This is a genomic window from Deinococcus aestuarii (assembly GCF_018863415.1).
GTDB classification, from domain to species: domain Bacteria; phylum Deinococcota; class Deinococci; order Deinococcales; family Deinococcaceae; genus Deinococcus; species Deinococcus aestuarii.
This window is the reverse complement of the sequence record NZ_JAHKSN010000003.1, coordinates 225,728-246,507: the sequence shown is the minus strand read 5'-3', so window position 1 is coordinate 246,507 and position 20,780 is coordinate 225,728. Positions and strand designations below refer to the sequence as shown.

Here is a 20,780-nt window from a genome sequence, read left to right as displayed (position 1 = left end):
CCCGGGGTCAAGGCCAGGCGGCGGGGGTCTGCTCGAGCTTCATCAGGTTGATCACGGCCACGGGCAGAAAGACCGTCCAGAGGTTGCCGTAGGCCTGGAGGTAGGGATTCGTCGCGTTGGCGAGGAGAAAGCAGGTCAGGCCGGTGAGCAGCGCGATCATCTCCGAACCCGGGTCGCCGCCGAGCCGAACGAGGTTGAGCCCATTGCGGTAGATCCAGGCGAAGCCCAGGCTGTAGAGAAAGACGCCCAGCACCCCCATCTGAAAGAGGTGCAGGTGATATTGCAGCTCGTAGTTCCAGGTGCGCTCGGAGCGCACGTAGCCTGAGGAGGCCCCCAGCCCGGCACCGACGAGTGGGCGGCGCACCCAGCCGTCGATCAGCGAGTTGGCCTGCTCGAAGCGAACAACGTCGTCGGCGGTCTGGCCCGGGTCGAACAGGCTCCTTTGAACCTGGGTCGCCAGGGTGAGGGCCGAGAAGCGCGAGGAGGCCGGCAGGCCGGCCGAGACCGCCCCGAGCAGCACGAGCGCCGCGAGGCACGCCGCTACCCGCCGCCAGGCTCCCGAGCGCAGGGGACGCGGTGAGAACTGGCCGAACACCAGCGCGATGAACACCGAAAGGCCCACGGTGAGGAGCGCCGCCCGCCGTCCGGTGAACAGCACGGCGCAGCTCCCGAGCCCCACCGCCAGGGCCGTGAGCCAGAACCGTCCCCGGCCCGTGCCCGGCGAGGGGTAGAGCAGTTTCGCCACCCCGTACGGAATCAGGAAGATCATCGTGGAAATCGAGTAGAGCCGCAGGGCCGTGTACCCGCTGTGTTTTGCGATGCCCTGGCCGAACTGCAACTTGAGCAGCGGCGTCGCCGGCACCACCCCGAAGTTGTAGAGAACGAAATACAGGGTGAACAGCCCGATCAGCCCCAGCCCCAGGATCATCAGGTTCCGGACGACCCCGTAGACCCGGCGCGAGCTGACGAACTGGGTGAACGTGATCAGGTAGAACGCCGGCCAGATCACGTAGACCATCAGCGAGAAGACCCAGCCCGGGGTATTCCCGAAGGCGCCGTACAAAATCCACAGCAGCCCGGTGCACTGCATCAGGGTGAAGACCGCCAGGGTGGAGCGGCTGAGGTGAAGCCCCCGCCGCACGATCAGCAGCGCCGCAGCGACCGCCACGACGGCCGCCAGGACGGCCTTGGTGAGGTTCGCCGAGACGGGCAGGAGGAGAATGAGGGAGAAATAGAGCAAAAACGGCAACAGCAGCGGCGTCGGGGGTTCTCCCGGACGCCCGCCGGGAACCACACCTCCGGCGGGCGCCCGGCCCCCCGACTGGCCCCCCGGGGGCGAGGCGGCCCGCACCTCAGGGCTCCCGCTGTCCCGGCCCCCTGCGGGAGGGGTACGGGGGGGCGGGGCGCTCAGTCGGCATCGACCACCTCGGTGGCCCGGACCCCCCGGCGGTGGCCTGGTTCGTGGGTGGGCCGGGGGGCGGGCGGCGGCCCGGGGAGCCGGTCCCTCCGGGGGGCGCCGCACCGGTTGAGCACGAGGCCAATGACACTTCCGCCCGCCAACGTCGCCGTCTGCGCGGCCTGCACCACCGCCGCCCGCCGGGTGCGGCCCGCCTCGACCACGAGCAGCACCCCGTCGCCCCCGGCGGCGAGGGCGGCGATCTCCGGTTGCCGGGTGAGCGGCGGCGTGTCCACGAGCACCACGTCGTAGGCCTCGCCCCACACGTCGAGCAGGCCGCTGAGGCCGGGCTCGCCGGGCAGGCCGCCGGGCGGGCCGGAGCGCTCCAGCCGCGCCGCCACATCCGCCCCGGACAGCAGGTCGACGTTCGGCGCGACCCGCCGTGTCTGGCCCGGAACCGCCTGCCCGGCGAGCGTACCCTCCTCCGGAGCGGCCGTCCCGAGGGCGAGCGGCGAGGGCCGCTCCAGGTCCGCCTCGACCACGAGCACCCGGTACCCCCGGCGGCCCAGGCTTCCGGCGAGCCCCGCCGTGACGCTGCTCGCCCCGACCCCCGGGGTGACGCCCGAGACGAGGACGACGACGCGCCCGCCGTGCCGCGCCGCCAGGAGGTTCAGGCCCAGGAAGCCCAGCGCCCGGGCCCACGGGTCGCCGGGCCCGCCCGTCAGGAGGCTCCCGCCGGGCCGGGCCGGCCGCACGCGGGGCAGTTGCCCCAGCACCGGCAGGCCGAGCCGCGCCAGGTCGGGCGGGCCGTACACCACCGGGCGCAGGAGCTGCCCGAGCAGCGCCAGGCCGCCCGTCAGCAAGGCCATCAGCAGCCCCGCCAGCAGGGCGGTCCGCAGGGGTTTGGGGGAGACGGGCGCGAGGGGGGCCACGGGGGGCGTCACGACGGCGAGGGTGCCACCGACCACGGCGTCGAGGCTGTCCACCCGCGTCAGGGCCTGCCAGACCTCGGCGCGCGCCTGCCTCAGCCGGGCCTGTTCGGAGGCGTCCCCCGCGCCCGCCGCCAGCAGCCGGGTGAGGTCCTGAAACTGGCGGCGCAAGATCGTCTGCGCCCGGTCGACATCCCGCTGCGACCGGGCCTGGTCCCAGGCCAGCAGCGCCCCGGTGCCCGCCGACGCGAGGGCGCGGGCCGCCCCCGGCGTCTCGGCCTGGGCCCGCAGTTCGTACACGCCCCCCGGCGCGTCCGGGTCGGGGGACTTCAGGGCCAGCCGCACGAACCGTCCCTGGGCGAGTTCACTGCGCAGGTCCGCCGCGACCGCCCGCACGAGCGGGGCGCCCTGCCCGGCAGACCCCAGACGGCCGATGATGTCCTCGACCACCCCCGGGCTGCGCAGGGCGCCCGCCAGGGCCCCCGGCGGGAGCGCGGGCGCCGAGGTCAGCGTGTTGTCCAGGGCGGCGTCCGGGAAGCGGCCCGTGCTGCGGTCGACGGTCATCAGCGCGGCCGTGGAGGCGTAGAGGGTCGGCAGCCGACTCGTCGCCACGTACGCGCTCAGGGCCACCGGCAGCGTGGCGAGCACGATCAGCAGCGCCGCGCGGCGCAAGACCGTCAACATCTCCCGCAGGTCCACCTCTTCGGGCAGGGCCGTCTCACGCGTCATGGGCACCCCCCGCCGTCGCGGGTTCCGTTCTCATCCTCACATGACCCCCGGTTTCTCGGAAAGGGGCGTCACAGCGCCCCGCTCAGGCTCTGGGCATACGGCTCTTTGGGCTTCAACTCGTTTTGGGCGATGGTGGCCCGCAGCAGCCGGTACACCTCGTCGTCGAGGCTGCCCCGGGCCGCGTCCCCGAGGTCTTGCAGGAGCCGGCCGAGGATCTGCGGTTCGGGCTGTTCCGAGCGCACGGTGAACACGTCGCCGTGGGTGGTCACCTCCGTCTGCTCCGCTGAGGCGAACAGTTCCTCGTGGAGCTTCTCGCCGGGCCGCACGCCCGAGAACACGATGTCGACGTCCTGGGCGCCCGAGAGCCGGATGATGTCTTGCGCCAGGTCCACCACCCGCACCGGCTGCCCCATGTTGAGCAGGCACACCTGACCGTTGTGGGCCATGCCGCCCGATTGCAACACCAGCCGGGCGGCCTCGGGGATGGTCATGAAGTAGCGGGTCATGTCCGGGTGGGTGACCGTGACCGGACCGCCCGAGCGCACCTGCTGCAAGAACGTCAGCACGACGCTGCCGCGGCTGCCCAGCACGTTTCCGAAGCGCACCGAGACAAAGGTCTGGTGCGGCCCGGCCCGGCGGCTCGCGTCGGCCACCACCATCTCGGCGACCCGTTTGGTGGCGCCCATCACGGAAGACGGGTTGACGGCCTTGTCCGTCGAGACGTTGACCAGGCACGCCACGTCGTATCTCAGGCACAGCTCGGCCACGTTGCAGGTGCCGAACACGTTGTTGCCCACCGCCTCGCAGGGGGCCGCCTCCATCAGGGGGACATGCTTGTGGGCGGCGGCGTGAAACACGACGTCGGGGCGGTGTTGCCGGAACACCCCCTCGAGCCGCTCCAGGTGCCGGACGTCGGCGATCAGGGCGGTGGTCTTGATCGCGGGCCAGGTGCGCCTGAGCTCCTGCTCGATGACGAAGATGCTGTTCTCGCCCCGGCCCAGCAGCAGCACGTGCCGGGGCCGGAAGCGCACGACCTGCCGCACGATCTCCGAGCCGATGGAGCCGCCCGCACCCGTGACCAGAACGGCCTTGTCCTCCAGGTAGCTGCGGATCAGGTCGTCGTCGAGCCGGATGGGCGGGCGCCGCAGCAGGTCCTCGATGCGGACCTCCCGCAACTGGTTGACCGTCACCTGGCCGCCGACGAGTTCGTTCATCCCGGGCACGATGCGCGCCTCCAGCCCGATCTCCTGCGCCCGGTCGAAGTAGCGGCGGATCACCCGGCCCCCCGCCGAGGGCATCGCGATCACGAGCAGGTTGACCCCCCGTTCCCGGACCACCTGCGCCAGGTGTGGGTACGACCCCAGCACCGACACGCCGAGCAGACTCTTGCCCCGCTTGGAGGGATCGTCGTCCAGAAAGCCGACCAGGGTCAGTTGCTCGCGCGGGTGGCGCAGCAGTTCGCCCGCCACGACGCGCCCCACGATGCCCGCACCCACGATCAGCGCCCGGCGCGGGGTCTGCCCGGCCTGCGGCGGCTGGCGCCGGTCGAGCCGCCCGCGGGCGACGAGCCGCGCCCCGCACATCAGCAAAAAAGCCAGCAGCCCCTCCACGGGCGGCACCGACCACGGCACCACCAGCCAGGAACGCAGCCAGACCGTCAGCAGCAGGGCGCCGACCACGTACACGCCCACCGGACGCACCAGGGACCACAGGTCCTCGAAGCCGACGTAGCGCCAGATCAGGCGGTGCTGACGAAAGAGCCCCAGGACCGCCGCCTTCAGGGGCAGCGTGAGCAGGGCGTAAATTCCCGCGTCGTACACGTACCCCCCGCGCCCGAAGTCGAAGCGGACGAGATACGCCACCACCGGGGCGACGGCGAAGATCAGCAGGTCGATCAGAAACTTGATGACGACGGTGGGCACCTCAGCTCCTCCCTCCTCTCCGGCACCCCCCGCAGCTCATCCGGGCCGCCCGCTGGCGCCTTCCGGAGGTGCGGTGGGCCCCGCGCTGGCGTGTCGCCCGGGTACCCGGCCAGACCGTGCGCGCCAGAAGGCTGTGTTCGCCCCCACCCTCCCCGCCCCCGGGGCCGGGACAGGCGGCGGCAGGCTGTGCGTCGGGCGGATGCGGCATGGCAGGACTCCTGGGCGCGACGAGGGCCCGCGCGGCGGAGCCGGGACGGCGAGGCGGGGTCGGGCGGCCAGGCCACCCTAGATCGCCCAACGTTAATAACTCGTTAATAGCGTCCCCCTTGGCCCGGAGTCGGGCGCAGGGAGCCCGCACTCGACCGTCCGGCCGGGTGCGTTCGGTGGGGGCAGGACCGACCCGCGCGGCCCCCGGCGAACGGGCAGAGCGCGACTTCCCCGCGTTCCGGGGAGGTGCGCCCGCCGCCCGGTGAGCACCGGGTGTCCCTGACATGAGAGATTCCCTGTTACAGTAAGAAAAAGCTCTTTTTCCCCTCCGAGGTTCACCATGCTGACCGTCCACGTGATGGGGCACACGTACGTGAAACACGGCGAGCAACCCGTCCGACTCTCGGCGAAAGCCGTCGCGCTCCTGACCTACCTGACGCTGGAACGCTAGCCGCATCACCGCGACCATCTCGCGGACCTGCTGTGGGACCATCCCGACGCCCGGCTCAACCTGCGGGTCGAACTCAACCGCATCCGGGCGAGCGGCCTGCCCGGCTTTCCGCAGGGCCAGCGGCTGCTGTCGCTCGCGCAGGCCCGGACGGACCTGGACTTCTGGGAGGCGGGCGCCTCGGGCCGCCTGGACGGGCCGGAGCTCGAGGAGTGGCTGGCGGCCCTGCGCGGGGTGCCGCTCAGCGGGCTCGACGACCTGGGCAGCCTGCATTTCCGCAGTTGGCTCGACGAGCAGCGGCAGGTGCTCGACACCCGGATGCTCCACACGCTCGAGCAGGTGTACCTGGCCCACGCCCGCGCGGGGCGTCAGGGCGTGTGCGCGCGCATCAACGCCCGGCTCACGGCCCTCGGGCACGAGGCCTTCCCCGCACCCGACCCCCCGCCCCTTCCCCTGGTGCCGGGGGAGCCGCACTTCAAGCGGCAGGAGGCGGCGGCCCTGCAAGCCGCCCTGCACGCGGCGCGCCACGGACCGCAGGTGCTGGTGCTCAGCGGGGCGGTGGGCAGCGGCAAGTCGTACGAACTCCAGCGGCTGGCCCAGCGCGAGGGCGGGCTGCTCGTGTACGGCGACACGCGCTCGCTGCGCCTGACGCTGGCGAGCATCGCCCAGACCGCCGGGTCGGCCCTCACCCCCGAGGCCGAGGCCCTGGTGACCCGGACGCTGCTCAGCCCCCAGTCCGTCGAGGAGGACGCGGCGAGCGTGGCGTACGCCCTGCGCACGGTGCGCCCGCCGCTGATCTTGTGTTTCGAGAACACGGGAGCCGAGACGCCCGACCTCGCCGGGTTCTTGCAACTGCTGGCGACCGGCCCCGCCCCCGTGCTCGTGGTCCTCACCACCAGCCACCCCCGACACCACGGCGCCCTGATCTGGACGATGCTGACCCGGCTCCCGGCCGAGCGCCTGCGGCGGGTGCATTTCGGCCCGCTCACCCTCGACAGCGTCGTCGGGGCCGTGCAGACCCACCACCCGCGGCTCGGCCGGGACGAGGCGGGCCGCCTCGCCCAGACCCTGCTGCTGGGCAGCGCGGGCAACCCCCTGCATCTGCGCGCCCTGCTGCTGAGCGAGAGCCCCGGGCCCCACCTGCCCCCCGAGATGCACCGGCGCCTCAACGCCGAGATCGAGCAGTGGCCGCCGGCCCTGCGGCACGGCCTGGAGCAGTTGAGCCTGGCGCTCGGCCCCGTCGACGAGGACCTCGTGGCCGCCCTGGGCGCGAGCCCCCCGGGTGAGGAGGCGGCGCTGCTGCGCGAGGCCCACGAGCTGGGGGCGCTGCGCGAGGACGACCCCGGAGAGACGGTCGTGATCGGGGGCGGGTGGCGGCGTCCGCCCCCCCTCGCCCCCGCCCACAGCCGGGCGATCTTCCGCAGCGAGGCCCTGCGCATCTGCCTGGCGAGCCGCCTGCCCGGGGCCCCCCGTCGGCAGACAAACCTCCGGCTCGCCCGTCACCTGGCCCAGGCGGACCCCGGGCTCGCCGCCTTCTACGCCCGGCGTGCCGGGGAGACGGCCCTGGCCGCCGCCCTGCACCAGGCGTATGTGCAGCGGTCGGGCCACATCCAGGTGGCGGAGGTGAGCGCGCCGCCCGCCGCCCCGCCCCCCGCCCCCACCCCCGCCGACGTGCCGCCCGTCACCCCGCAGCGGGTCCGCGACTTCCTGCTGTCCAACGAGCACGGCTGGCTCCAGATCCACCGCCGGGGCCCCTACGGGCACGCCCGCACCCTGCGCGTCCACCTGCGGCTGCCCGGGGAGGGAGGCGGGGGCCGGTTGCGGCTGATCTGGCGCCTGGAGCACTTCAACGCCGCCCCCGAACTGGGCCCCCCCGAGGTCCCCTTCCCCCTGGCGGTCCGGGTGGACGCGCAGACCCTGCTGATCCTGAGCCCCTACGCCCAGCCCGACTTCGAGGTGCAGGGCCTGCGGCACGTCGTCCGCAGCACCGTGACCCCGGGCGTCTGGATGGAGCACGAGCTGACGCTGGATGCCGACCGCCCCGACCCGCGCGCCGTCGAGTTGCAGGTGCGCGCCGTCGACATCGGCCTGTGTCTTGCCCGCGTCGAGTGGAGGGGCCGCGACCTGCTCCCGCACGTCCTGGCCCCGTCCCGGTCGGTCGAAGCCCTGCCCACGCTCCCGTAGACGCAGGGGCCCGGCCCCTCGACCGCGGGCGGCTCCACAGCCGCGTCTTTCGCGGGCCAGGGCCATGCAGTCCTCCGCGCCGCCCCCAAACGTGAACTTTCGGGCAATCGCTTAAGATGACGACTATTTAATAGTTAAAGGAATTCGAAATGGCGTAGCCTGGGCGCCGTAGAGGTCCGGCTGGAGTTCTGCGAATCCCGCGCTTCAGCCGCGCCAGGGGCCGTGCAAAGCAAGCGGCGCCCCACCCATGTTGGTCGGTCTCCGTCCGGTCTCCCGGGACTGGAGGGTTTCGTTTGTCGCCTCTCACTCCAAGGAAGTTCAACATGCCGCAGCTCCCTCTCACGGCCCTCTCGCCCCGCGCTTTACACTGGAAGGTGTCGGGCGTTCTCGCTCTTACCCTCGCCCTGTGTGCCTGTGGGCAGACGCCCTCGGCCTCATCCGCCCAGCCGCCCGCCGGGAGCGCCGTCACCTCGACCGAGGAAGCGGCCAGCGCCCCGAGCGGGGTCCAGACCCAGGCGATGCCCGCCGGGTTCACCAGCGTCAAGACGTACGGAGCGAAGTGCGACGGCGTGACCGACGACAGCGCGGCGGTGCAAAGGGCGCTGACCTCCGCGAACAACGTCTATCTCCCGGCGGGCACCTGCCTGGTGGGGAACCTCCTGCTCAGGTCCAACCAGAACATCGTGGGCGAGGGAAGTTCCTCGGTGCTGCTGCAAAAGGTGGGTGCTCCGTACCTGCTGAGCGCCAACCCGGGCCGCACGGGCACGGCGAACGTGGCGGACAACACGCGCAACATCCGGCTGGAGAAGTTCAAGCTGAGGGGCCAGGCGGGCAAGGTGGCCTTCGACGAGCACATCCACCTGCTCAACCTCAACGCCGTGTCCGACGTCGTGGTGAGCGAGCTGACCTTCGAGGGCTACGTCGGGGACGGCCTGTACCTGGGGTCGGGGATGCGCTACGCCGAGCGGCACAACGAGCGGGTCAAGATCCTCAACAGCGTCTTCGACGGGGTGGTCCAGAACAACCGCAACGGGATCACCATCGTGGACGGCACGGACGTCGAGATTCGCGGCTCCAAGTTCCTGCGGACGGGCCGCCCCGGGATGCCGGGCGCCATCGACCTGGAGCCCGACCCGGAAAACGACGCTTTCAGCCGCGTCCGCAACATCACCATCGACAACTGCGAATTCCGTGACGTCGCCGCCAACGCCCTGATCGCCCTGCTCCTGCGGCCCCAGGACCGGCTGACCACGCCCTCGCAGAACATCACCATCAGCAATGTCCGCGGCTACGGCGACAACCGCCCCGGGCAGACCGCGCTGGCGCTGACGCACTCCTCGTGGGACGCCAAGGAGATTCCCACGGCGAGCACCGTGCCCCTGAACCTGCGGGTGGTCAACTCCTCGTTCGACGGCGTGTACCGCCCCTTCATCTTCACCCAGATGAAGGGCGCCGTGATCGAGAACACGACCTTCTCCAATTCCCGCACCTTCGCCTCCATCGGCGACGGCGACAGCAGCAGCTTCAACCGCGACATCTACCTCAGGGGCGTCACGTTCAACAACGTGGGCTACGACGTCAACGTCGGGTACAAGGCCCTCACCATCTACTCCAACGACGGGGTGGGCCTGAGCAACGTGACCGTGAAAAACGGCACCGGCCTGGGCATCGCCTTCTCCCAGGGGGTCTCCCGCAACGTGACCATCCGGGACACCACGATCACGAACGACAGCGGGCGGCTCGTCTACGGGATCAAGCGATTTTCGAACCACACCCTCAACGTCAACACGAACACGGCCGTGAACATCCAGCTCGTCGGCGTGAAGGGCAACGACTTCCGCGACCAGTAACCGGCAGGAACCGCGCGGGCCGTGACATGGAGTCACGGCCCGCTTTCCCGTGTTTTGAAAGTCCGGCAGGACTCAGGGCGCGACGATGCCGAACTCCTGCACCCTGCCCGAGGCGTCCAGGCCGAACACCACCGTCCAGCCGCCGCGCGGCCCCTTTTCGAAGGTGGCCGTGCGGGTGTAGTAGGTCAACTCGCCCTCCCGGACGACCCGCTCCCGCACCACCCCCGTCTCGGCGCCGTAGGCCCGCCTCCCGCTCTCCCGGTAGGTCTCGAAGCCGGCCAGCCCTCCCCACTCCCCGCGCGCCGAGGGGCTGAAGGCCGCCCAGACCTGCTCCAGGTTTCCGTCGTAGAACAGCCGGGTCAACCGCCGCCCCCTTTCCAGCGGCCCCGCGTCCGGGATCACCCGGTTGGCGGAGGGGGCCGTCACGTCGGGTGAACGGGCCGGGGGAGGGGGAAGCCGGGTGGGGACGGGGGGCACCGGGCGGGGCCTGGGCGGGGCGGCCGGGGCTGAGATCACCCCGGTGTCCACGGACTCGACCGGCGCGGCGGGGCCCATGACCCAGGCGCGAAGCTGACCCGCGAACAGAAGGGCCAGGCTGAGGACGAGTGACAACACGGCGATCAGGATGGACTCCGTTCGGCCCATGGGCACCTCCGGTGAGGGTCGTTATTGAGCCTGACAGGAGGACGAAAAGAGAGTTGCCTAACATTGAACGGGGCTCGTGGGCCTCCGCCCGCCCCGGGGGCCGGACGTGTTGCGCCCCTCCCCCGACCGCCCGACGCCGCGCCGGGAAGGCCACCCGGTGCGTTAACGAGTTATTAACGTCGGGCGATCTAGTGTAGCTTGGCTGCCCCGATCCCGCCTCGTCGCCCCGGCTCCGCCGCGCGGGCCCTCATCGCGTTCAGGAGTGTTTCATGCCGCATCCGCCCGACGCACAGCCTCCCATCCTCTCCTCCCAGTCCGGTGCCGAGCGCGCGGTCCGGCCACCGGGGGCGGCGCAGCGCGTCACCATCGTGGGGGCGGGGTACGTGGGGCTGAACACGGGGGCGGTGCTGGCGTACCTGGGGCACGCGGTGACGCTGGTCGACCGCGACGCGGGGCGGGTGGCGGAGTTGCGGGCGGGGCACAGCCCCATCTACGAGCACGGGCTGACGGAGATGCTCGCCCGGACCCAGGCCGTCACGACCTACTCGGTGGACCTGGTGGGGGCGGTGGGAGAGGCCGATCTGATCGTGATCGCGGTGGGCACCCCGGCCCGGGCGAACGGCGAGGCCGAGACGGCGTTCGTGGAGGCGGCGGCGGCGGAGATCGCGCTCGGGCTGCGCGGAGGCCGCGAGTACGTGGTCGTCGTGAAGTCCACGGTGCCCATCGGGACGAGTCGCCGGGTCGAGGCCGTGATCGCGCGCGGCCTGCGCCAGCGGGGGGTCGAGGCCCGGGTGCGGTACGCCTCCAATCCCGAATTCCTGCGGGAGGGCCGGGCGCTGCACGACACGCTCTATCCCGACCGCATCGTGGTGGGGTCCGAGGACCCGCAGGCCGTCGAATGCCTGCGGGAGCTGTACCGCCCGCTGCTCGACCAGACCTTCGAGCCGCCGCCGCTCCTGCCCAGACCCAGGGGCTTCACGCCGCCGCCCCTGATGGTCACCGACCCCACGAGCGCCGAGATGATCAAATACGCCGCCAACGCCTACCTCGCCACCAAGATCAGCTTCATCAACGAGATGGCGGGGCTGTGCCAGCGGGTCGGGGCCGATGTGGACGAGGTGGCCCGCGGCATGGGCCTCGACGCCCGCATCGGGCCGCAGTTCCTGCAAGCGGGCATCGGGTGGGGCGGAAGCTGTTTTCCCAAGGACATGCGCGCCCTGCAAGCCGTCGCGGCGGAGTACGACTATTCCCTGCCCATCGTGCAGGCGGCGTGCGCCGTCAACACCCGGCAGCGCGAACACGTGCTCGAGCGGCTTCAGGAGGTGCTCAAGGTGTTGCGCGGGCGCCACGTGGCCGTGCTGGGCCTGAGTTTCAAGCCGCACACGAACGATGTCCGCGACTCGCCCGGCCTGGACATCGTGACGCGGCTCGTGCAGCGCGGCGCGTATGTGCGGGCGCACGACCCGGTGGCCCTCGATCAGGCGCGGGCGGCCCACCCGGAGCTCGACGTGGAGTGGTACGAGTCGCTCGACGGGGTGGACGCGCTCGTGCTGGCGACGCCCTGGCCCGAGTACCTCGAACTCGACTGGGCGGAGGTGGCCCGCCGGATGCGCCAGCCGGTCGTGATGGACGGTCGCAACGCCCTGCCGGCGGCCGCCCTGCGCGCGGCCGGGCTGCTCCACATCGGGGTGGGGCGGTGAAGCTCGCGCCCCACGCGCTGGTGACCGGCGCGGCGGGTTTTGTCGGCAGCCACGTCGTGGACCGGCTGCTGCGCGAGGGCTGGGCCGTGACCGCCGTGGACAACTTCGACGCCACCTACGACCCGGCGGTCAAGACCCGCAACGTGGCGGCCCACGCCCGGCACCCCGGGTACCGGCTGGAGAGGCTCGACGTCCGCGAGGAGCCCGCGCTGCTCACCCGGCTGGAGCCTGAGCCCATCGACGCCATCGTGCACCTCGCGGCGCTGGTGGGCGGGCGCTCCTCGGTGGACCGGGCCCGCGCCTACCAGGACGTGAACGTGCTCGGCACCCAGAGCCTGCTCGAATTCGCCCGCCAGCGGGGGGTGCCGCACTTCGTGTTCGCCTCGTCGGGCGGGGTGTACGGGGGGTGCCCCAACCTCCCGTGGCGTGAGAGCGAGGCGGTGCGCGGGCCCCTGAGTCCCTACGCGGCGAGCAAGCTGAGCGGGGAGCTGCTCGGGCACGTCTACGCGCACCTCTACGGGCTGCGCTTCGTGGCGCTGCGCCTGTTCACCGTGTACGGCCCGCGCCAGCGCCCGGACCTCGCCATTCACCGGTTCGCGCGCCGGATGCTCGCGGGCTGGCCGATTCCCGTGTTCGGAGACGGCCACAGCCGCCGCGACTACGCCTTCGTCACCGATGTCGTGGACGGGGTGCTGGGGGCCCTGGCGTACGAGGGCCGCCTGTTCGAGGTGATCAACCTGGGAGGCGGCTCGCCGGTCCGCCTCAGCGAGATGATCGCCACCCTGGAGGACGTCCTGGGCACCCGCGCCCGGCTGGAGCGGCTGCCCGAGCAGGCCGGGGACGTGCCGCAGACCTGGGCCGACCTCTCCCGCGCGCGCGACCTGCTGGGCTACGCCCCCCACACCCCCTTCGCGGAGGGCGTGACGCGCCTCGCGGCGTGGCTGCGCGAGGAGCGCTCGCCGCAGGTGTCGGGATCCCCGGCGCCGTGAGCGTGTGGCCGGGCCGGGGAAGGGCCGGTGAGGATGGCCCCGCCGTGGGGCGGGCCGCGGGGCTGATCTTGCAGGGCTACGCCGTCACGCTCGTGGGGGTGGCCGTGGGCGTGTGCTCGGCACGGGCGCTCGCCCTGGAGGAGCGGGGCACCCTGGCCCTCCTGCTGCTCGCCGGGCAGCTTTTCAGCCGCTTCGGTGCCCTCGGCTTCGAGCAGCTCGTGCAAAAACACGGGTTCAGCCTCTTCGGCCGGGCCGCCTACCACCGCGCGCTCCTGCTGGGCTGCGCGACGCTGCTGCCCCTGATGTGGGGGTTTCTGGTGTTTTGCCGTCTGCCCGCCGTCTACCTCCTGCCCACCTTCCTCGCGGCGGTGGTCGTCGCGGTGCTCAAGGTGAACACGGCCTACCTCATCCACCTGGGCCGGTTGCGCGAGCTGTTCGTGATCAACCTCGGTCAGGCGCTCGTGCAACTGGCCCTCTTCCTGGCCGCCTACGCCACCCACCGCTCCCTCTATTTCTACGGGGCGTGGCTGCTCACCGTCACGCTGGCGTGCGGCCTGAGCCTGAGCCGGGTGCGGCCCCTGCTGCCCCCGGGTGAGGCCGGGCCCGCGGGCGCGCGCGGCGTGTGGCGCGAGAGCCGGGCGTACACGACCGTCGCCCTGCCCGAGACCGTCCTGACGTTTTGCCTGGAACTGCCCCTGATCCGGGTGCTGCTGGGTGGGGCGAACGCCGGGCTGTACGCCATCTCGAACACCTTCACCACCATCTACTTCCAGGTGTTCGCCGCGCTGTCGGCGGTCGTCATCCAGCGTCCGCTGGGCCGCAGGGCGCCCCTGTACGCCGCGCTCGCGCTGCTGGGCCTCGTCATGGTCGCGCTGTGCAGGCCCGCCATCGTGCTGCTGTACGGGGAGACCTACGCGGGGGCTTCGCGCTACGTGGAGTGGATGCTGCCCGCCACCTTCTTGCTGGGGGTCGCCCGCCTCGAGCAGGTGACGGCGGGGCGGCAGGCCCCCTTCGCCTTCCAGGTGCTGATCGTTCTGGCTTTCTGCGCCCTGCTCGCCTCCACGCTGCTGCTGGGGTCGCCGGGACTCGTGGTGCCCTGGATCGCCCTGTCCTACGCCCTGTGCTCGCTGGCCGTCTTGCTGGGGGTCTGGTGGGGACGGCCGGGGAAGCGGGCCGGGTCGCCCCTTCGAGAAGGTGTCTGAGACGCCGAGGAGAGCGAAGAGATGAAGATTCTGGCGATCACCCCCTATCCCCTGGAGGGCCCCAGCTCGCGCTACCGGGTCTACAACTTCGAGGGGCCGCTCCGGAAAGAGGGCATCGCCCTGGACATCCGCCCGTTCATGACGAGGGCCATGTACTTCCGCTGGATGCACCGCCGGGTCCTCGACCCGCCCATGCTCGCCCGCCTGCTGGGGCGCGCGCTGCGCCGGGTGGCGGACCTGCTGGGCGCGCGCGGGCACGACGCGGTGTGGATTCACCGGCAGTGCGCGCCCGCGCTGCACCGGGTCTTCGACGGGGTGGCGGTCCGCGCGGGCCCCAAACTCATCTTCGACATGGACGACGCCGTGTTCACCGAGTACTCCATCGACGGGTTGCTCAGGCACTGCGACGCGGCGACCGTGGGCAATTCCTACCTGGCGGCCTACGTCCGGTGCGTGTCGGCGCGCACCGAGGCGGTGGTCGTGCCCACGGTGGTCGATCCGCTGGTCTACCGGCCCGTGGCCCACCCCGCCCCGGCGAGGCCCGTGGTGGGCTGGATCGGGACGGGCGCCTCCTTCCGGCATTACCTGCTGCCCGTGCTGCCCGGAATCGCCGAGACCTGCCGGGAGAACGGCGCCGACCTCCTCGTGATCGCCTCGCCGGACGTGCGGCCTGCGGTGGAGGAGGCCGGGGGCCGGTTCGCCGCGTGGGGCCTCGACTCCTACATCGGGGCGCTCAGGGGAGTGGACATCGGCCTGATGCCCCTGCTCGACGACGCCTACGTCCGGGGCAAGTGTGCGTTCAAGCTGATCGAGTACGGCGCGCTCGGCATTCCCAGCGTCGCCACCGACCTGGGGGCCAACCGCGACGTGGTGGTGGACGGGGTGACGGGGTTTTTGGCGGCAAGCGACGAGCAGTTTCGCGCGCGGCTCGCGCAACTGATCCGCGACCCCGGGCTGCGCGCGAGCCTGGGTGGCCGGGCCCGGGCGCGTGTTCTGGACCACTACAGCCTGGAGGCCCAGGCGCAGGCGGTGGCGGGGCTGATGCGCCGCGTCGTGGGGGGCTGAGATGTGCGGCGTCGCCGGAGTCTGGCAGCCCAGAACGGCGGAGTCGCCCCTGGCGGACCGTCCGGTCTGTCTCGCCCTGAACGCCCTGCGCCACCGCGGCCCGGACGGGGAGGGGCTCTACCGGCAGCCGCACGTCGTGCTGGGAATGCGGCGGCTGTCGGTCATCGACCTCGAGGGCGGCCAGCAGCCCATCTACAACGAGGACCGCAGCGTCGCCGTGGTCTTCAACGGCGAGATCTACAACTACCGGGAGCTGGCCGCCGGGCTCCGGGCCCGCCACCACCACTTCCGCACGACCTCGGACACCGAGGTGCTCGTCCACCTCTACGAGGAACGGGGGGTCGAGCTCGTCCACGAGCTGCGGGGCATGTTCGCCTTCGCCCTGCACGACGCGCGCACCCACCGGCTGCTGCTCGCGCGCGACCGCTTCGGGAAAAAGCCGCTCTACTACATGCGCGCGGCGTCGGGCGGCTGGCTGTTCGCCTCCGAACTCAAGGCGCTGCGGGTGCTGGCGCGCGCCTGCGGCGAAGAGCTGACCCTGAACGAGCAGGCCGTCTACGACTACCTGTCGCTGGGCGTCGTGCCGCAGCCGTCCACGATCTACCGCGGGGTGTACGCCCTGCCCCCGGGAAGCTGGGCCTCCATCGGCGAGGACGGCCACGAGGTGCGGACCTACTGGAATCTGGAGTACCTGCCCAAAGACCGGGCCAGCTACGCGCGGGCGCAGGCGCGGGTGCGCGACCTCGTGGCCGAGGCGGTGCGGCTGCGCCTGCGCTCGGACGTGCCGCTGGGCGTCTTCTTGTCGGGCGGTGTGGACAGCGCGGTCGTGGCCTATGAGGCGGCCCGGGTCCTAGGCGCGGAGCTCGAGACCTTTACGGTCGCGGTGGACGACCCGCAGTTCGACGAGTCCCCCGTGGCCCGGCGCACGGCCCGCCACCTGGGGGTGCGCCACCGGGTCCTGCCGCTGGAGGTGTCCTCGCTCGACGGCCTCCAGCGGCTCGTGCGGCACTACGACCAGCCGTTTGCCGACGCGAGCGCGATTCCCAGCCTGGAGATCGCCCGGCTGGCCCGCGAGCACGTGACGGTGGTGCTCAACGGGGACGGCGGGGACGAGGCCTTCGGCGGCTACCGCCGCTACGTCGCCGCGCGCCGGGCCGCGCCCTTCGAGCTGCTGCCGGGGTGGGCCGTGGGGGCGGCGGCGCGGGTGCTGGGCCGGGGCGCCGGACGCCGCTCGGCGAGGGGCTTCGGCGCCCGGTTCGCGCGGGGCCTGGGGCAACCTCCCGGCGCGCGGTACCTGACCTGGACGAACGACCTGTTGCAGGAGGCCGACAAGCGCTCTCTGTGGCGCCGCGCCCCCGGCCTGCCCACCGAGGACCGCATCGAGTCGCTGCTCGACCCCCGGCTGCCCCCCCTCGACCGCCAGCTCGACGCCGACGTGCGCCTCAACCTGCTCTCCGACCTGCTCGTGAAGATGGACATCGCCACGATGGCGCACTCGCTGGAGGCGCGCTCGCCCCTCCTCGACCACCGGGTCGCCGAGTACGCGGCCCGCCTGCCGGGGGGGTACCGGGTGCGGGGCGCCACCCCCAAGGCCGTCTTGCGCGACGCCTACCGGGGGCGGCTGCCTGACGAGGTGGTGCGCGGGGCCAAGCGCGGCTTCGAGATTCCGGTCGAGCGCTGGCTGCGCGAGGACCTGCGCCCGCTGCTGCACGACACGCTCGGCGCCCCGGACGCGCGGGTGCGCGGGTGGCTCGACCCCGCGTTCGTGGACGCCCTGCTCGCCCGTCGGGTGATGGCCGACCGCCACTGGTCGGCGGTGGTCTACGCCCTGCTGACGCTGGAGCTGTGGCTGCGGGAGCACGATGCCTGACCCCGCCCGGCCCGCGCCCCGCGTCTCCCTCGCCTGGAGGTCTCCATGAAGATGCTGATCACCGGCTCGGCGGGCTTCATCGGCTCGCACCTCGCCCGGCGCTGCCTGGAGGGCGGCGACGAGGTGATCGGGCTCGACAACCTCAACCCCGACTACGCGGTGGCCCTCAAGGAGGCGCGGCTGCATCTCCTCAGGGCGTTCCCGAACTTCCTGGAGGTGCGCCTCGACCTGGAGGACCGGCGGGGGATGGCCGAGCTGTTCGGGGCCGAGCGCCCCGCCGTGGTGGTGCATCTCGCCGCGCAGGCGGGCGTGCGGCACTCGGTCGAGCACCCGCACGCGTACGCGGACAGCAACCTCACCGGGTTTCTCAACGTGCTGGAGGGCTGCCGCCACGCCGGGGTGGAGCACCTCGTGTATGCCTCGTCGAGTTCGGTGTACGGGGCGAACACCCGGATGCCGTACTCGGTGGGGGACCCGGCCGATCATCCGCTGAGCCTGTACGCCGCCACCAAGCGGGCGAACGAGCTGATGGCGCACGCCTACAGCCACCTCTACGGCCTGCCCACGACCGGCCTGCGCTTTTTCACGGTGTACGGGCCCTGGGGGCGTCCCGACATGGCGCTGTTCAAGTTCACCCGCGCGATCCTGGCGGACGAGCCCATCGACGTGTACAACCACGGGCGGATGCGCCGGGACTTCACCTACATCGACGACGTGGTGGAGGGGGTCGCGCGGGTCGCCCGCCGGCCCGCCGCGCCGGACCCCGCGTGGTCGGGCGAGCACCCGGACCCCGCCACCAGCCGGGCGCCCTACCGCCTGTACAACGTGGGCAACCATCAGCCCGTCGAGCTGACCGACCTGATCGCCACCCTGGAGCGCGCGCTTGGCCTGCGCGCGAGCCTGCGGCTCCTCCCCATGCAGCCCGGCGACGTGCCCGCCACCTTCGCCGACGTGGAGCACCTCGTGCGCGACCTCGGGGTCCAGCCCGCCACGCCGCTGGCGGTCGGGATCGGCCGCTTCGTCGAGTGGTACCGCGAGTTCTACGGGGTGCCCGCGCTGGCGGGGGGCCGGGCGCCATGAGCGGCCCCGAGAAGGTGCTGGTGATCGCGGGGTACGCCCCCTCCCTCCTCAACTTCCGGGGCCCCCTGCTGCGGACGCTGGTGGCGCGCGGCCACGAGGTCGTGGCGGTGGCGCCCGAGCGCGACGCGGCCACGGCGGACGGGCTGGCGCGGCTGGGGGTGCGCTACCGCGCCGTGCCCTTCCGGCGCAACGGGCTCAACCCCTGGCAGGACCTGCGCGGGGCGGCGGGGCTCTACCGGGTGATCCGGCAGGAGCGCCCCGACCTCGTGTTCGCCTACACGGTCAAGCCGGTGATCTTCGGGTCCTTCGCCGCGCGGGCGGCGGGGGTGCGCCGCGTCTACTCGATGGTGACCGGCCTCGGCTACGCCTTTACCGCGCCGGGTCGGCGCCCCCGGCTGCTCAGGCGGCTGATCCTGGGGCTGTACGGCGGGGCGCTGCGGCTCAACCGGGCCACCATCTTCCAGAACCGCGACGACCGCGCCCTGTTCACCTCGGCCCGCGTGGTGGCCCCGGGACGCGCCCGGCTGGTGGACGGCTCGGGGGTGGACCTCGCGCACTACCGCGCCGCCCCGCTGCCCGGGGGGGACGTGACGTTCCTGCTCGTGGCGCGGCTCCTGCGGGCGAAGGGGGTGCCCGAGTACGTCGAGGCGGCCCGGCGGCTCGCGGGGAGGCACCGGGCGCGCTTCGTGCTGGTGGGGCCGCTCGACACCAACCCCTCGGGGATCGGCCGCGCCACCCTCGACGCCTGGCGAGCCGAGGGCGCCGTGGAGTACCTCGGGGAAGCCGCCGACGTACGCCCGCACCTGGCGGGGTGCCACGTGTTCGTGCTCCCGTCGGCGTACGGCGAGGGGGTGCCGCGCACCGTCCTGGAGGCGATGGCGACCGGCCGGGCGATCATCACCTCCGACACGCCAGGCTGCCGCGAGACCGTGGTGGAGGGCGTCAACGGCTTCCTGGTGCCCCCCGGCGACGCGGCGGCGCTCGCGGGGGCGATGGCGCGCTTCCTGGAGGACCCCGCGCTCGCCGGGCGGATGGGACAGGCCAGCCTCGACCTCGTGCGCGCACGCTACGACGTGCACCTCGTCAATGCCCAGATGTTGCGGGCCTTCGAGCTGGCATGAGGGCCCGGCTCAAGCGCGGGTTCGACCTCGTGGGCTCGGCCCTGGGGCTGATCGTGCTCTCCCCGGTCCTGGCCGCCGTGGCGCTGCTCGTGCGCCGCCACCTGGGCCCGCCCGTCCTCTTCCGGCAGCGGCGTCCCGGCCTGCACGGCCGACCCTTCACCCTGTACAAGTTCCGCACCATGCGCGAGGCCACGGGCGCGGGGGGCCGCCCGCTGCCCGACGGCGAGCGCCTCACCGCCTTCGGGCGCCGCCTGCGGGCCACCTCGCTCGACGAGCTGCCCGAGCTGTTCAACGTCTTGCGGGGGGACATGAGTCTGGTGGGGCCGCGTCCCCTGCTGATGGAATACCTGGACCGCTACACGCCCGAACAGGCCCGCCGCCACGAGGTGCGACCCGGCCTCACCGGCTGGGCCCAGGTCAACGGCCGCAACGCCATATCGTGGGAGGAGCGCTTCCGGCTGGACGTCTGGTACGTCGATCACCCCAGCCTGCGGCTCGACCTCCGGATTCTGGGCCGGACGGTGCGCCAGGTGCTGCGGCGCGAGGGCATCTCTCAGGAGGGGCAGGCCACGATGGAGTATTTCCGGGGGAGTGAGCGATGAAGATGCTGTTTATGGGCCGCAAACCGGCCGCCGCGCGGGCCCTGGAGTGGTCGGTGGCGAACGGCTTCGAGGTCGTCGGGGTGGTCACGGACTCCCACATTGCCAACTCGCCCACCGCCGCCGTCGCCGCCGGGCTCGGCCTTCCGCTGTTCAGCCTCGAGGAGGTCTGCCGGTTGATCGGGGACGGCCTGCTGGACCTCGACGTGGCCGTCTCGTTCGTCTACTGGAAAAAGATCAAGCCCCCGCTGCTGGGCCACCCCCGCTCCGGGATCGTCAACTTTCACCCCGCCCCGCTGCCCGAGTACAAGGGAACGGCCGGGTACAACCTGGCGATCCTCGACGCCCTCGACGCGTGGTCGGTGACCGCCCACTACATCGACCGGGGCATCGACACGGGCCGGATCATCGAGCGGTTTTCCTTCAGCATCGACTCCGAGGAGGAGACGGCCCTCACCCTGGAGGCCAAGAGCCAGGCGTTCATGCTCGCGCTCTACAAAAAGGTGATGAGGCGGGTGCTGAGGTTCGGCCTGCTCCCCTCCGAGAGCAACGAGGGTGGCCGGTACGTCTCGCGGGCCCAGATGGAGGCGATGAAACGGGTGGAGGAGGGTGACGACGTGGGGCGCAAGGTCCGCGCCTTCTGGTTTCCCCCCTACACCGGGGCCTACATCGAGATCGGCGGGGTCAAGTACACCCTCGTGAACGACGCGATCTTGCAGTCGCTGGTGGAGGACGGGCAGACCTACCAGCTTCCCGCCGCGTCCGGGCGGGCGGGCGCGGGGGCCGGGCGCAGGCCCGCCCTCCAGCCCAGCGCCTCGAAGGCCGGGACGAAGTAGGATGGGCA

15 protein-coding genes are annotated in these 20,780 nt (G+C 72.3%); 11 read left to right on the top strand and 4 right to left on the bottom strand.

The window, feature by feature from the left end:
- Positions 1 to 7: 7 nt before the first annotated feature.
- From IC605_RS07050 to IC605_RS07040, 3 genes are all read right to left on the bottom strand, one after another.
- Positions 8 to 1,351, bottom strand: a complete 1,344-nt coding sequence (locus IC605_RS07050) for an O-antigen ligase family protein (protein ID WP_216320914.1) — start codon at positions 1,349 to 1,351, stop codon at positions 8 to 10.
- A gap of 56 nt (positions 1,352 to 1,407) precedes the next feature.
- On the bottom strand, positions 1,408 to 3,054 hold the full coding sequence (locus IC605_RS07045; protein WP_216320911.1) for a hypothetical protein: 1,647 nt from the start codon (positions 3,052 to 3,054) through the stop codon (positions 1,408 to 1,410).
- 68 nt (positions 3,055 to 3,122) lie between these two features.
- Entirely contained in the window at positions 3,123 to 4,976 is a 1,854-nt protein-coding gene (locus tag IC605_RS07040; RefSeq protein ID WP_216320908.1) for a polysaccharide biosynthesis protein, read from the bottom strand.
- Between the two features lie 889 nt (positions 4,977 to 5,865).
- Here IC605_RS07040 and IC605_RS07035 point away from each other — a divergent pair.
- Both IC605_RS07035 and IC605_RS07030 read left to right on the top strand, forming a co-directional pair.
- Entirely contained in the window at positions 5,866 to 7,815 is a 1,950-nt protein-coding gene (locus IC605_RS07035) for a hypothetical protein (protein WP_216320904.1), read from the top strand.
- 323 nt (positions 7,816 to 8,138) lie between these two features.
- On the top strand, positions 8,139 to 9,665 hold the full coding sequence (locus IC605_RS07030; RefSeq protein ID WP_216320901.1) for a right-handed parallel beta-helix repeat-containing protein: 1,527 nt from the start codon (positions 8,139 to 8,141) through the stop codon (positions 9,663 to 9,665).
- A 72-nt stretch (positions 9,666 to 9,737) separates the two neighbouring features.
- Here IC605_RS07030 and IC605_RS07025 read toward each other — a convergent pair whose 3' ends face one another.
- Complete coding sequence (locus IC605_RS07025; RefSeq protein ID WP_216320898.1) at positions 9,738 to 10,310, bottom strand: hypothetical protein; 573 nt, start codon at positions 10,308 to 10,310, stop codon at positions 9,738 to 9,740.
- A gap of 269 nt (positions 10,311 to 10,579) precedes the next feature.
- Here IC605_RS07025 and IC605_RS07020 point away from each other — a divergent pair, with 269 nt between their 5' ends.
- From IC605_RS07020 to IC605_RS06980, 9 genes are read left to right on the top strand one after another with little or no spacing between them, the layout of a single operon-like run.
- A complete protein-coding gene (locus IC605_RS07020) occupies positions 10,580 to 12,010 on the top strand; it encodes a UDP-glucose dehydrogenase family protein (RefSeq protein ID WP_216320895.1) in 1,431 nt (476 codons plus the stop codon).
- Positions 12,007 to 12,999, top strand: coding sequence for an NAD-dependent epimerase/dehydratase family protein (locus IC605_RS07015; RefSeq protein ID WP_216320893.1), 993 nt, complete (start codon positions 12,007 to 12,009; stop codon positions 12,997 to 12,999). Before IC605_RS07020 ends, IC605_RS07015 begins: the two co-directional genes overlap by 4 nt.
- Before the next feature lie 44 nt (positions 13,000 to 13,043).
- Entirely contained in the window at positions 13,044 to 14,201 is a 1,158-nt protein-coding gene (locus tag IC605_RS07010; protein WP_216320890.1) for a hypothetical protein, read from the top strand.
- A gap of 21 nt (positions 14,202 to 14,222) precedes the next feature.
- Entirely contained in the window at positions 14,223 to 15,266 is a 1,044-nt protein-coding gene (locus IC605_RS07005; RefSeq protein WP_216320887.1) for a glycosyltransferase family 4 protein, read from the top strand.
- Position 15,267: 1 nt separating this feature from the next.
- A complete protein-coding gene (asnB, locus tag IC605_RS07000; protein ID WP_216320885.1) occupies positions 15,268 to 17,136 on the top strand; it encodes an asparagine synthase (glutamine-hydrolyzing) in 1,869 nt (622 codons plus the stop codon).
- Positions 17,137 to 17,181: 45 nt separating this feature from the next.
- Positions 17,182 to 18,216 carry an NAD-dependent epimerase gene (locus tag IC605_RS06995; RefSeq protein WP_216320881.1) on the top strand — a complete coding sequence of 345 codons (1,035 nt, stop codon included), beginning with the start codon at positions 17,182 to 17,184 and terminating at the stop codon, positions 18,214 to 18,216.
- Entirely contained in the window at positions 18,213 to 19,337 is a 1,125-nt protein-coding gene (locus IC605_RS06990) for a glycosyltransferase family 4 protein (RefSeq protein ID WP_216320878.1), read from the top strand. Before IC605_RS06995 ends, IC605_RS06990 begins: the two co-directional genes overlap by 4 nt.
- Positions 19,334 to 19,939 carry a sugar transferase gene (locus tag IC605_RS06985; protein ID WP_216320875.1) on the top strand — a complete coding sequence of 202 codons (606 nt, stop codon included), beginning with the start codon at positions 19,334 to 19,336 and terminating at the stop codon, positions 19,937 to 19,939. Before IC605_RS06990 ends, IC605_RS06985 begins: the two co-directional genes overlap by 4 nt.
- A complete protein-coding gene (locus IC605_RS06980) occupies positions 19,936 to 20,772 on the top strand; it encodes a formyltransferase family protein (RefSeq protein ID WP_216320872.1) in 837 nt (278 codons plus the stop codon). Before IC605_RS06985 ends, IC605_RS06980 begins: the two co-directional genes overlap by 4 nt.
- Positions 20,773 to 20,780: the final 8 nt, after the last annotated feature.

Coding starts and splice junctions, on each gene's coding strand:
- IC605_RS07045 (WP_216320911.1), bottom strand. CDS start 3,054: ATGACGCGTGAGACGGCCCTGCCCGAAGAGGTGGACCTGCGGGAGATG.
- IC605_RS07030 (WP_216320901.1), top strand. CDS start 8,139: ATGCCGCAGCTCCCTCTCACGGCCCTCTCGCCCCGCGCTTTACACTGG.
- IC605_RS07025 (WP_216320898.1), bottom strand. CDS start 10,310: ATGGGCCGAACGGAGTCCATCCTGATCGCCGTGTTGTCACTCGTCCTC.
- IC605_RS07020 (WP_216320895.1), top strand. CDS start 10,580: ATGCCGCATCCGCCCGACGCACAGCCTCCCATCCTCTCCTCCCAGTCC.
- IC605_RS07005 (WP_216320887.1), top strand. CDS start 14,223: ATGAAGATTCTGGCGATCACCCCCTATCCCCTGGAGGGCCCCAGCTCG.
- asnB (WP_216320885.1), top strand. CDS start 15,268: ATGTGCGGCGTCGCCGGAGTCTGGCAGCCCAGAACGGCGGAGTCGCCC.
- IC605_RS06995 (WP_216320881.1), top strand. CDS start 17,182: ATGAAGATGCTGATCACCGGCTCGGCGGGCTTCATCGGCTCGCACCTC.
- IC605_RS06990 (WP_216320878.1), top strand. CDS start 18,213: ATGAGCGGCCCCGAGAAGGTGCTGGTGATCGCGGGGTACGCCCCCTCC.
- IC605_RS06985 (WP_216320875.1), top strand. CDS start 19,334: ATGAGGGCCCGGCTCAAGCGCGGGTTCGACCTCGTGGGCTCGGCCCTG.
- IC605_RS06980 (WP_216320872.1), top strand. CDS start 19,936: ATGAAGATGCTGTTTATGGGCCGCAAACCGGCCGCCGCGCGGGCCCTG.